This window comes from Escherichia sp. WS547, from assembly GCF_046486065.1.
Classification (GTDB): domain Bacteria; phylum Pseudomonadota; class Gammaproteobacteria; order Enterobacterales; family Enterobacteriaceae; genus Escherichia; species Escherichia coli.
Map to the genome: position 1 here is coordinate 1 of NZ_JBJQMA010000030.1, position 11969 is coordinate 11969.

Genomic DNA, 11969 nt, shown 5'->3' on the forward strand with positions numbered 1-11969 from the left:
GAAGTTGGATGCAAATGTCAGATCGTGTGCGCCTGTTAGGGCGCGGCTGGTAAGAGAGCCTTATAGGCGCATTTGAAAAACCTCCGGCTATGCCGGAGGATATTTATTTTTCTGTGCATTTCGTCACTTTCCCTTCGCAATAAACGCCCGTAATAACTCATTGCGCCACGGTATGATTTCGCCCTTAACTTATTGAAGGATGACTTCAGGCAAGGAGCGACCATGCTGCAACAGGTTCCAACGCGTGCTTTTCATGTGATGGCGAAACCGAGCGGTTCCGATTGTAATCTGAACTGTGACTACTGTTTTTATCTCGAAAAACAATCCCTTTACCGCGAAAAGCCAGTCACGCATATGGACGATGACACGCTGGAAGCGTATGTCCGTCACTATATCGCTGCCAGCGAAACCCAAAACGAAGTGGCTTTTACCTGGCAGGGCGGCGAACCAACGTTACTCGGGCTGGATTTTTACCGCCGAGCCGTGGCGCTACAGGCGAAATATGGTGCTGGCAGGAAGATAAGTAACAGCTTCCAGACTAACGGCGTTCTGCTTGATGACGAATGGTGTGCATTTCTGGCAGAAAATCATTTTCTTGTTGGGTTATCGCTGGATGGTCCGGCTGAGATCCATAATCAATATCGCGTGACCAAAGGCGGCAGACCAACGCATAAGCTGGTGATGCGTGCCCTGACGCTCCTGCAAAAACATCATGTCGACTATAACGTGCTGGTCTGCGTAAATCGCACCAGTGCGTTACAACCTTTGCAAATCTATGATTTTCTGTGTGATGCAGGCGTTGAGTTTATCCAGTTTATTCCTGTGGTCGAACGCCTGGCTGATGAAACGGCTGTTCATGCTGGACTTAAGCTACATGGTCCCGGCGATATTCAGGGCGAACTGACGGAATGGTCGGTACACCCCGAGGAGTTCGGTGAATTTTTGGTGGCGATATTCGACCACTGGATCAAACGCGACGTCGGCAAGATTTTCGTGATGAATATCGAATGGGCGTTTGCCAATTTTGTCGGTGCGCCAGGAGCGGTTTGCCATCATCAGCCAACCTGTGGGCGCTCGGTGATTGTTGAACACAACGGCGACGTTTACGCCTGCGATCACTATGTTTATCCGCAATATCGACTGGGGAATATGCTTCAGCAGACAATTGCAGAAATGGTAGATTCCCCGCAACAGCAGGTGTTTGGTGAAGATAAATTTAAGCAGTTACCGGCGCAGTGTCGCAGTTGTAATGTGTTAAAAGCGTGCTGGGGAGGCTGTCCGAAACACCGCTTTATGCTCGATGCCAGCGGCAAACCGGGACTGAATTATTTGTGTGCCGGGTATCAGCGTTATTTCCGCCATCTACCGCCATATCTAAAAGCAATGGCTGATTTGCTGGCGCACGGTCGTCCGGCCAGCGACATTATGCAGGCGCATTTGATGGTGGTGAATAAGTAAAAAAGCGGCCATTTTGTGGCCGCCTGCGGTTGATTGCCGGATAAGGCGTTCACGCCGCATCCGGCAAGGTCAGTGTGGCCCGATGTAGCGATAGCGCCGGCTTAATCAGATTTAATCTGCGCGCGTGGTGGATATTTTTTCAGGATCTCCATATACGCGTGCATTTCGGTCTGTAGCGGTACACCCATTGGGATATGGCGCACGCCGATAGAGTCGCTTTCCTGCGGATCGGTGTACAGGTTAAACACCGACGATCCCGCCGTTTGCATTACTGTGCCGGTGAATCCACCCTGATACCCGCTCTGGGTATACGCGTACGGTTGCTGGATCAGTACGTGATACTTGAACTCATCCATACGCACAGCAGCGAGTTTACCGTTGAGGAAGTAGTGCTCGGCCTTACGGTTAGACTGACCATTTGTTCCCAGGAAGAAAGATGTCTGGTCCACACCATCGATAAAGGTGGTTTTCGGTACTAAATTCGCTACTTTCGCCCCAGGATGCCCCGCCAGATCCAGTGCCGTAGGGAAGAGATCCGCCAGATCGACAATGCCGTCAGATTTACGCGGTTGGATCATGCCTTTCCAGTAAACGAAGGTTGGCACACGAACGCCGCCTTCCCATGTAGAACCTTTCGCACCGCGGAACGGCGTGCGACCGTGCGGCGGAACTTCGGCTTCCGGACCGTTATCAGAGGTGAACACAATCAGCGTGTTATCAAGCTGACCGTTTTTCTCCAGTGCTTTATACAGATTGGCGAAGATATCGTTCATCTCCACCATGCAGTCGCCGTAAGAGGTGCGCGCCGGAGAGCTACCCGCATATTTCGCATTTGGGTAGTTATCGAAGTGACAGCCGCGAGTGCCGTAGTAGAGGAAGAAAGGCTTATCGCTCTTCGCCATCTTGTCGAGGAACTTAACGCCATATTCCATCCAGCGTTGATCCAGGTCTTCCATATATTTCGGCGTAATGTCGGCAATGGCTTCCTGTTCACCGCCGCGCACGGCATGAACGTCATCTTTGCTGAACGGCAGTTTTTGGATGTATTCAGAACGATCCGGGCTCAGGGCGACTTCCGGGTTGACGTGAACATCACGCCATTCGGTATACATATCGGATACCGAGTTAAAGCCGCGGAAATCATCAAAGCCAACGTTCTGCGGCTGCGACTCTTTGTTTTCCCCCATATGCCATTTCCCGATGGCCTGAGTGACGTAGCCCTGATCGTGCAGCAACTACGGCAGAGTGGTTAACCCTTGCAGACCGCCCGGTTGCCCGTACATTGGCGGCATCAGAATGCCGTGGTGGATGGAGTATTGTCCGGTAAGAATCGTGGCGCGGGTTGGGGAAGAACTCGGTTGAGAATACGCCGAAGTTAAAATCAGCCCCTGGCTGGCAACGGCGTCGATATCTGGTGTAGGGTTACCCACCGCCACGCCGCCGCCGTTAAAGCCAACATCCATCCAGCCCACATCATCCAGCAAGAAAACAACCACGTTCGGTTTCTTACCGGTTTTTTTCTCAAGTTCTGCCAGCTTCTGCTGGGTTTCTTTGTCTTGTGCAGGATGCTGCATCACCGGCATCATGTTGTCGGCAATAGTGGTCGCCGGTTTAACCAGATACTGGTTTGGGTGATCGTATCCGGCAAAGCCTTTGCGTGCGGTGGCGGTTGACGGGGTATCTGCTGCGTTGGCCATGAGTGGAAGAGCGGCGGCGACAGCCACAACAAGAAGTTTGGGTGAAAACGAAAATTCCATGCAAAATGCTCCGGTTTCATGTCGTCAAAATGTTGACGTAATTAAGCATTGATAATTGAGATCCCTCTCCCTGACAGGATGATTGCATAAATAATAGTGATGAAAATAAATTATTTATTTATCCAGATAATGAATTGGAAAATCAGGAGAGCGTTTTCAATCCTACCTCTGGCGCAGGTGATATGTAAGGCGGTGATGTTATATCGCGTTGATTATTGATGCTGTTTTTAGTTTTAACGGCAATTAATATATATGTTATTAATTGAATGACTTTTATTATTCATTATATATATGTGTAGAATCGTGCGCAGGAGAAATATTCACTCAGGAAGTTATTACTCAGGAAGCAAAGAGGATTACAGAATTATCTCATAACAAGTGTTAAGGGATGTTATTTCCCGGTTCTCTGTGGCATAATAAACGAGTAGATGCTCATTCCATCTCTTATGTTCGCCTTAGAGCCTCATAAACTCCGGAATGACGCAGAGCCGTTTACGGTGCTTATCGTCCACTGACAGATGTCGCTTATGCCTCATCAGACACCATGGACACAACGTTGAGTGAAGCACCCACTTGTTGTCATACAGACCTGTTTTAACGCCTGCTCCGTAATAAGAGCAGGCGTTTTTTTATGTATCAGAAAGGTCCCGGAGGAGCTTGCCTCCGGGTGAGAAAGAACTACTGTGGCGGGTTGTTCTGCAACGTTAACATCAAACCGTCGCGGCGCATCGCTGCAGCTTCTTCTGGTTTGTGCAGTCTGTCCAGCGCGTCGGCAAGCCATGCGTAATCGTAGGCGTCCGGACGTTGTTTCAGCGCTGCGCGGAAGGCGAGCGATGCTTCCTGCCATTCTCCGTGCTTCATCAGCGACTGACCCAGTGTGCTCCACAACAGCGGGCGATCGCCGACGTTTTTGATTTGCTGGCGCAGCACTTTTTCAAGCTGTTCCGGGTTATTGGTTTTCAGACGCGGGATCGGCAGCAGTAGGCGATCGTCATACTGGCGTTTCAGGCCGTCGATGATAATTTGCTGGGCAGTATCATGATCGTCACATTCAATAAGATGTTCCGCCATTGCCACCTGCAACGCCACCTGATGACGCGTTTTCCGGCTTTGGTTTTTCCACCAGTTACGCAAACCTTCGCTACCGTTATCGGCACGCGCCTGATCCATCAGGCCAATCCATGCCTGTTGTTCCAGCATTGCACGATGTTCTTCATCACCAACATGGGCTTTCGCCATTGATGGGATGATATCCAGCAGCGAACTCCATGCACCTGTGCGGATATACGCCTGTTCCGCCAGACGTAATACTTCCGGATGGCGTGGCGTAACTTCCAGCAGCTTATCCACGCCGTGGCGTGCAGCATGGTTTTCATTACGGGCCAGTTGCAGACGTACACGGGTGATTTCTACCGGAATGGTGTCATTGCCGGCCAGCTCCGCTGCGCGTTCCAGATGTTGGTTGGCGCGTGCTTCATCACCACGTTGTTGCGCGGCTTCGGCAGCCAGTAGATAGTTCACCACCGGTTGTTCAGCGTGATCGGCATTTTTCGCCATCAGCTTTTCAACTTGCTGATAATCGCCTTCCGCTAGTTTCAGCAGCGCCTGTTCGGTCTGCTTACGGGCACGGCGACGCTTACGTCCGACAAACCACCCACGGGTGTGTGCGCCTGTGCGGAAGATCCGCCGCAGTAGCCACTCAATGGCAAACAGCACTACCATCGCCAGAATCAAAATAATCGCCAGGCCAGTGACGCTGGTTTCAATATTGTAGTTGTCGGTCTGAATCAATACGTAACCCTGATGACCGGCAATCATCGGGCCAACCACTATCCCCGCAATCAGCAAAACAAAGAGCAATAACACTTTTAGCATGGTTATTCTCCTTGCGGCGCGGCTGCCGGAGTATCAGCTTGCGGTGCAGGTGCAGGTGCAGGTGCAGGTGCAGGTTTAGCTTCCGTTGTCCCCGCTGCCGGTTGTGCCAACAGGTTACGCACGCGAGTCTGCATCAGTTTTTCCAGCATCGCCTGGCTTTGCAGGGTTTCCGGGAGATCCATCGAGATATTTTGCTGGCTTAACTGGTCCACCTCGTCGAGGAACGCTTTGGTGGTGGCATCATCAGTATCGTAGTAAGCACGTACCCAGGTGGAGACGTTCTCCAGCGCCTGGCGATAAGTCTCTTCCTGATGACGCGGTACGGCTTGTGCCGCGACCAGCAGGCGAGAGCGAATATTTTCGCGCAGATAGATATCCTGATTTGGCGCTAACAGCGGTACGGCGGTGTCATCACGACGGCGAATCGTAATGAAGTTGTCCATAAAGTTCTGCCAGCTTTTTTGTAGATTGATACGCCATTCGCTGATGGAACTGGAAAGCTCTTCACCGTCGGAATCCATCGGCGAACCATCGCTGTCATTATCGGCCAGACGCAGGTTATCTACCTGATTTGAAAGCTGATTAAGCTTAAGGATGATGCCGTCATAATCCACCTGCGATACCGCAGAAAGGCTGGCGATATCATCGGTAATTGCCCGACGAACGGTAATCAGACTCGGGTCATTCATATCCGCCAGGCTGGCATCTGCACTTTTCAGCAACGCTGCAGCGGTCGTGACGTCTTGATCGCTCCACAGCTTCCGTCCTGCGAGTTTCACCAGAAAATCGGCCTGAGCCAGCAGCCAGGTTTTAGCATCGCTGCCGGAAATGGTGGCGACCTTTTGTTGGACTTCATCCAACTGTTTTGCCAGCGTTTCTTGCTGACGATTCGCCTGCTCAAGCTGTACAGCTTGTTGCTTGATAATGCCTTCCAGCTCAGCTTTTTGGCTCTCCTGGGCTTTTTGCAGTGCCGTCAGTTGATTAGCCAGGGCATCGCTGGTGGCAGTCTGATTGACGGCCTGTTGTTTACCCCAGCCATACAAACCGACGCCCGCCGCCAGAGCAATAGCAATAGCCACCGCGCTGAGAATCAATGCGGTATTGTTCTTACTCTTTTTTTCTGTTGCGACAGGTTGTGACGTGGTGTCCACGGCCTCCCTGGTCTCTTCAACCACGGCGGAGGTTTTTTCTTGTTCCGTCATTATGGCTTCCTGTTATGAGAGTTATTGTAATGCCCGTAAAAGCGCATCGTTGTCAGCGTTATCGGCGACCTTAATGTCTTGCCAGCCCAGTTCCCGGGCGAGTTTCGCCAAACGCTCACTGACGACCAATAGTCGACAGTGTAGTAACCAGTGCTCACGATACCATTGTGGGATCAGCGACCAGAGTTGCTGCAACATTTCACCGCTGGTAACAACGACCGTCGTCACCTCGCGGGATTGCCAGCGCATCGCTTCTTCTGCACCATCGTAATGGATTGCGCATCGTTGATAACATTCACAAAAAGTGACCTCAGCACCGCGCGCCGTCAGGGTATCCCCAATTAGCTCACGACCGCCATTGCCACGTAATATCAGCGCACGTTTGCCCGCAATATTTTGTAATTCAGGTAATTGTAGCAAGACTTCGCTGATTTCCCGATCCTGCGGGTAGAGAATCTTCTGTCCGCTTACGGTATGTAGCGCCAGTGCGGTGGTGCGTCCAATGGCGAAATAATCAGGTAGTCGGGGCCATTTACGATCTTGCTGATGCAGCTGTGATTGGGCAAAAGCAACCGCGTGTTGCGAGAGGGCAAACAACAGATCCCTCTCCCCCAGCGCTGCAAGTTGATCAGCAAGTTGCGGTAATTGTCGACCCGGAGAAAACTCAATCAGCGGAAAATGCCAGGCCACCTGCCCCAGTGTGCGCAGACGGCTCACTAACTCTTCTCCAGCGGGAGACGGGCGGGTGACCAAGATACTCATGCCGGGGCGTCTCCGTTATAGACTTCAGCAAGGATCTCGCGCGCGCCGTTATTCAGTAGCTCTTCTGCCAGCGAAATCCCCATTTGTTCGGCATCTTGCGGCGCACCGCGGCGTTCACCGCGAATAATCTGCGAACCGTCCGGCGCGCCGACCAGCGCACGCAGCCAGATTTCGCCATCAATAAGCTCGGCGTAGCTACCAATTGGTACCTGACATCCGCCTTCGAGACGGGTATTCATGGCGCGTTCTGCGGTAACGCGCAGTGCAGTTTCGTGGTGATTCAGCGCGGCAAGCAGCTCGCGAGTGCGTGTATCATCAAGGCGGCATTCAATGCCCACCGCACCTTGTCCTACCGCCGGAAGAGAAATCTCGGGTGGCAACGCGGCGCGAATGCGTGACTCCAGACCTAAACGTTTTAGTCCGGCTACGGCAAGAATGATGGCATCGTATTCGCCGTTATCCAGTTTGCTCAGGCGAGTGCCGACGTTGCCGCGCAGGGAGCGGATAATCAGATCCGGGCGGCGTTCAGCCAGTTGGCACTGGCGACGTAAACTGGACGTCCCGACGATACTGCCTGCCGGTAACGCATCCAGACTGTCATAGTTATTGGACACAAAGGCATCGCGAGGATCTTCACGCTCACAAATAGTGACCAGTCCCAGACCTTGCGGGAATTCAACCGGCACATCTTTCATTGAATGTACGGCGATATCGGCGCGATTTTCGAGGAGCGCGACTTCCAGCTCTTTTACAAATAAGCCTTTTCCGCCTACTTTCGCCAGCGGCGTATCAAGAATCACATCGCCGCGCGTCACCATCGGTACCAGTTCAACGACCAGGCCCGGATGGCTCGCCATCAACTTGTCTTTGACATAGTGTGCCTGCCAGAGTGCAAGTGGGCTTTGGCGTGTGGCAATTCTTAAAACATTGTCTAACATGCTTGTTACCGTCATTATCATCCGTGGTCCATCCTAACATCCTTGCCAGAGCGATGTCAGTGTTGTGGTGAAACGTAGACGCCTGCGCAAACCGTAAAATGAGGTCTGGCAGTGGATCCTGACAGGAGTTTCACGCCGTCGTAATAAGGAATTTACAGAGAATAAACGGTGCTACACTTGTATGTAGCGCATCTTTCTTTACGGTCAATCAGCAAGGTGTTAAATTGATCACGTTTTAGACCATTTTTTCGTCGTGAAACTAAAAAAACCAGGCGCGAAAAGTGGTAACGGTTACCTTTGACATACGAAATATCCCGAATGCCGCGTGTTACCGTTGATGTTGGCGGAATCACAGTCATGACGGGTAGCAAATCAGGCGATACGTCTTGTACCTCTATATTGAGACTCTGAAACAGAGACTGGATGCCATAAATCAATTGCGTGTGGATCGCGCGCTTGCTGCTATGGGGCCTGCATTCCAACAGGTCTACAGTCTACTGCCGACATTGTTGCACTATCACCATCCGCTAATGCCGGGTTACCTTGATGGTAACGTTCCCAAAGGCATTTGCCTTTACACGCCTGATGAAACTCAACGCCACTACCTGAACGAGCTTGAACTGTATCGTGGAATGTCAGTACAGGATCCGCCGAAAGGTGAGCTTCCAATTACTGGTGTATACACCATGGGCAGCACCTCGTCCGTAGGGCAAAGTTGTTCCTCTGACCTGGATATCTGGGTCTGTCATCAATCCTGGCTTGATAGCGAAGAGCGCCAGTTACTACAACGTAAATGCAGCCTGCTGGAAAGCTGGGCCGCCTCGCTGGGCGTGGAAGTTAGCTTCTTCCTGATTGATGAAAATCGCTTCCGTCATAATGAAAGCGGCAGCCTGGGGGGCGAAGATTGTGGCTCCACCCAGCATATACTGCTGCTTGACGAATTTTACCGTACCGCCGTGCGTCTCGCTGGTAAGCGTATTCTGTGGAATATGGTGCCGTGCGACGAAGAAGAGCATTACGACGACTATGTGATGACGCTTTACGCGCAGGGCGTGCTGACGCCAAATGAATGGCTGGATCTCGGTGGTTTAAGCTCACTTTCTGCTGAAGAGTACTTTGGTGCCAGCCTTTGGCAGCTCTACAAGAGTATTGATTCCCCATACAAAGCGGTGCTGAAAACACTGCTGCTGGAAGCCTATTCCTGGGAATACCCGAACCCACGTCTGCTGGCGAAAGATATCAAACAGCGTTTGCACGACGGCGAGATTGTATCGTTTGGCCTCGACCCGTACTGCATGATGCTGGAGCGTGTTACTGAATACCTGACGGCGATTGAAGATTTCACCCGTCTGGATTTAGTGCGTCGCTGCTTCTATTTAAAAGTGTGCGAAAAGCTCAGCCGTGAACGCGCCTGCGTAGGCTGGCGTCGTGAAGTGCTAACCCAGTTAGTGAAAGAGTGGGAATGGGACGATGCTCGTCTGGCAATGCTCGATAACCGCGCTAACTGGAAGATTGATCAGGTGCGTGAGGCGCACAACGAGCTGCTCGATGCAATGATGCAGAGCTACCGTAATCTGATCCGCTTTGCGCGTCGCAATAACCTGAGCGTCTCCGCCAGTCCGCAGGATATCGGCGTGCTGACGCGTAAACTGTACGCCGCGTTTGAAGCATTGCCAGGTAAAGTGACGCTGGTAAACCCGCAGATTTCGCCCGATCTCTCGGAACCGAATCTGACCTTTATTTATGTGCCGCCGGGCCGGGCTAACCGTTCAGGTTGGTATCTGTATAACCGCGCGCCAAATATTGAGTCGATCATCAGCCATCAGCCGCTGGAATATAACCGTTACCTGAATAAACTGGTGGCGTGGGCATGGTTTAACGGCCTGCTGACCTCGCGTACCCGCTTGTATATTAAAGGCAACGGCATTGTCGATTTGCCTAAGTTGCAGGAGATGGTCGCCGATGTGTCACACCATTTCCCGCTGCGCCTGCCTGCACCGACGCCAAAAGCGCTCTACAGCCCGTGTGAAATTCGCCATCTGGCGATTATCGTTAACCTGGAATATGACCCGACAGCTGCGTTCCGCAATCAGGTGGTGCATTTCGATTTCCGTAAGCTGGATGTCTTCAGCTTTGGCGAGAATCAAAATTGCCTGGTAGGTAGCGTGGACCTGCTGTATCGCAACTCGTGGAACGAAGTGCGTACGCTGCACTTCAACGGCGAGCAGTCGATGATCGAAGCCCTGAAAACTATTCTCGGCAAAATGCATCAGGACGCCGCACCGCCAGATAGCGTGGAAGTCTTCTGCTACAGCCAGCATCTGCGCGGATTAATCCGTACTCGCGTGCAGCAACTGGTTTCTGAGTGCATTGAACTGCGTCTTTCCAGCACCCGCCAGGAAACCGGGCGCTTCAAGGCGCTGCGCGTTTCTGGTCAAACCTGGGGCTTATTCTTCGAGCGCCTGAATGTATCGGTACAGAAACTAGAAAATGCCATCGAGTTTTATGGCGCTATTTCGCATAACAAACTGCACGGCCTGTCAGTGCAGGTTGAAACCAATCACGTCAAATTACCGGCGGTGGTGGACGGCTTTGCCAGCGAAGGGATCATCCAGTTCTTCTTCGAAGAAACGCAAGACGAAAATGGCTTTAATATCTACATTCTCGACGAAAGCAACCGGGTTGAGGTGTATCACCACTGCGAAGGCAGCAAAGAGGAGCTGGTGCGTGACGTCAGTCGCTTCTACTCGTCATCGCACGACCGTTTTACCTACGGCTCAAGCTTCATCAACTTCAACCTGCCGCAGTTCTATCAGATTGTGAAGGTTGATGGTCGTGAACAGGTGATTCCGTTCCGCACCAAATCGATTGGCAACATGCCGCCTGCCAATCAGGATCACGACACGCCGCTATTACAGCAGTATTTTTCGTGATGAGCGTGCCGGAAAGCGAGGCTTATCCGGCATGCAATCTTAGCGGAAACTGACTGTTTCACCCGCTTGCTGCGTTGCCGCCTGTTCCAGCAAATCCCAGAAGGTTTCGCCGCTACGATCGCAAATCCACTCATCGCCTTTCAGATCAAAATGGTAGCCGCCCTGTTTGGTTGCCAGCCATACCTGGTGCAGCGGTTCCTGGCGGTTGATAATGATTTTGCTGCCGTTCTCAAAGGTAATGGTTAGTACACCGCCGTTGATTTCACAGTCGATATCGCTGTCGCCATCCCAGTCGTCCAGACGCTCTTCAATGGTCAGCCACAGTTGATCAGCCAGGCGATGAAATTCACTGTCGTTCATTGTTGTATCCTGTTTTTAAGTGATGGCGGCAGTATAGCGGCATGGGGTCAGGGCTTCAAAGTTTGCTCGTCTGCTGCGTTCTGGCATGATTCATCCGTCAACGGAATAATAATGTCTCTATATAGCGAAAGATTGGTCTTTTCATAAGGGCGCAAATACACCACGCCTTTTCCCTGTTTCTGGTAAATATTATGTTCCGCTCATCAAGCCGACATCCCCATGCCGACGATAAAAACAACGAACAAGCCAACAAACAAACCACATTGCGATAGTGCATAAAGCCATCCTGGCGCGAGGTGCCGATCACGAAACTACCAGCAAAACATAAATCGCCACGAGTAAGCGTTATACTCGCAGCATTTCCTCACTTTTCAGACTTCATAAAGAGTCGCTAAACGCTTGCTTTTACGCCTTCTCCTGCGATGATAGAAAGCAGAAAGCGATGAACTTTACAGGCAATCCATAATGAAAAACGTGTTTAAGGCACTCACTGTATTACTTACTCTCTTCAGCCTGACGGGCTGCGGTCTGAAAGGTCCGCTCTATTTCCCGCCTGCAGATAAAAACGCACCGCCGCCGACCAAACCGGTAGAGACGCAAACGCAATCCACGGTGCCGGATAAAAACGACCGCGCCACTGGCGATGGTCCATCCCAGGTGAATTACTAAAAGTCAGTTTCTGTA

The 11969-nt window shown here is 51.7% G+C and carries 8 protein-coding genes and 2 pseudogenes; 3 read left to right on the forward strand and 7 right to left on the reverse strand.

Features of this window, described 5'->3' with window-relative positions:
- Positions 1–222: 222 nt before the first annotated feature.
- Positions 223–1458, forward strand: a complete 1236-nt coding sequence (locus tag ACJHWK_RS21055; RefSeq protein WP_001521759.1) for an anaerobic sulfatase maturase — start codon at positions 223–225, stop codon at positions 1456–1458.
- Positions 1459–1559: 101 nt separating this feature from the next.
- Here ACJHWK_RS21055 and aslA read toward each other — a convergent pair.
- The 5 genes and pseudogenes from aslA to hemC form a co-directional block, all read right to left on the reverse strand.
- Positions 1560–3215: pseudogene (gene aslA, locus ACJHWK_RS21060) on the reverse strand (arylsulfatase AslA).
- Positions 3216–3893: 678 nt separating this feature from the next.
- Positions 3894–5090, reverse strand: a complete 1197-nt coding sequence (gene hemY / locus ACJHWK_RS21065) for a protoheme IX biogenesis protein HemY (RefSeq protein ID WP_000921791.1) — start codon at positions 5088–5090, stop codon at positions 3894–3896.
- 2 nt (positions 5091–5092) lie between these two features.
- Positions 5093–6292 carry a uroporphyrinogen-III C-methyltransferase gene (gene hemX, locus ACJHWK_RS21070; RefSeq protein WP_000139095.1) on the reverse strand — a complete coding sequence of 400 codons (1200 nt, stop codon included), beginning with the start codon at positions 6290–6292 and terminating at the stop codon, positions 5093–5095.
- Positions 6293–6313: 21 nt separating this feature from the next.
- The gene (gene hemD / locus ACJHWK_RS21075) at positions 6314–7054 is read right to left on the reverse strand and encodes a uroporphyrinogen-III synthase (RefSeq protein WP_000026054.1); all 741 of its coding nucleotides are present in this window, start codon (positions 7052–7054) and stop codon (positions 6314–6316) included.
- Positions 7051–7992, reverse strand: a complete 942-nt coding sequence (gene hemC, locus ACJHWK_RS21080) for a hydroxymethylbilane synthase (protein WP_001303155.1) — start codon at positions 7990–7992, stop codon at positions 7051–7053. The genes hemD and hemC overlap by 4 nt, the downstream gene beginning before the upstream one ends.
- Positions 7993–8378: 386 nt before the next feature.
- Between hemC and cyaA the strand changes: the two genes are divergently transcribed.
- On the forward strand, positions 8379–10925 hold the full coding sequence (gene cyaA, locus ACJHWK_RS21085) for a class I adenylate cyclase (RefSeq protein WP_000281696.1): 2547 nt from the start codon (positions 8379–8381) through the stop codon (positions 10923–10925).
- A 39-nt stretch (positions 10926–10964) separates the two neighbouring features.
- Here cyaA and cyaY read toward each other — a convergent pair whose 3' ends face one another.
- Positions 10965–11285 (reverse strand): iron donor protein CyaY, encoded by a 321-nt coding sequence (gene cyaY / locus ACJHWK_RS21090; protein WP_000999947.1) that lies wholly within the window; start codon positions 11283–11285, stop codon positions 10965–10967.
- Between the two features lie 122 nt (positions 11286–11407).
- Positions 11408–11562 (reverse strand): annotated as a pseudogene (locus ACJHWK_RS21095) (DKNYY family protein); the annotation flags it as partial.
- A 188-nt stretch (positions 11563–11750) separates the two neighbouring features.
- Here ACJHWK_RS21095 and lptM point away from each other — a divergent pair.
- Positions 11751–11954 (forward strand): LPS translocon maturation chaperone LptM, encoded by a 204-nt coding sequence (gene lptM, locus ACJHWK_RS21100; protein WP_000799889.1) that lies wholly within the window; start codon positions 11751–11753, stop codon positions 11952–11954.
- Positions 11955–11969 lie beyond the last annotated feature (15 nt).

Bases quoted from the DNA above. Each gene is read 5' to 3' on its own strand.
- ACJHWK_RS21055 (WP_001521759.1), top strand. From the start codon at position 223: ATGCTGCAACAGGTTCCAACGCGTGCTTTTCATGTGATGGCGAAACCG.
- hemY (WP_000921791.1), bottom strand. From the start codon at position 5,090: ATGCTAAAAGTGTTATTGCTCTTTGTTTTGCTGATTGCGGGGATAGTG.
- hemX (WP_000139095.1), bottom strand. From the start codon at position 6,292: ATGACGGAACAAGAAAAAACCTCCGCCGTGGTTGAAGAGACCAGGGAG.
- hemD (WP_000026054.1), bottom strand. From the start codon at position 7,054: ATGAGTATCTTGGTCACCCGCCCGTCTCCCGCTGGAGAAGAGTTAGTG.
- hemC (WP_001303155.1), bottom strand. From the start codon at position 7,992: ATGTTAGACAATGTTTTAAGAATTGCCACACGCCAAAGCCCACTTGCA.
- cyaY (WP_000999947.1), bottom strand. From the start codon at position 11,285: ATGAACGACAGTGAATTTCATCGCCTGGCTGATCAACTGTGGCTGACC.
- lptM (WP_000799889.1), top strand. From the start codon at position 11,751: ATGAAAAACGTGTTTAAGGCACTCACTGTATTACTTACTCTCTTCAGC.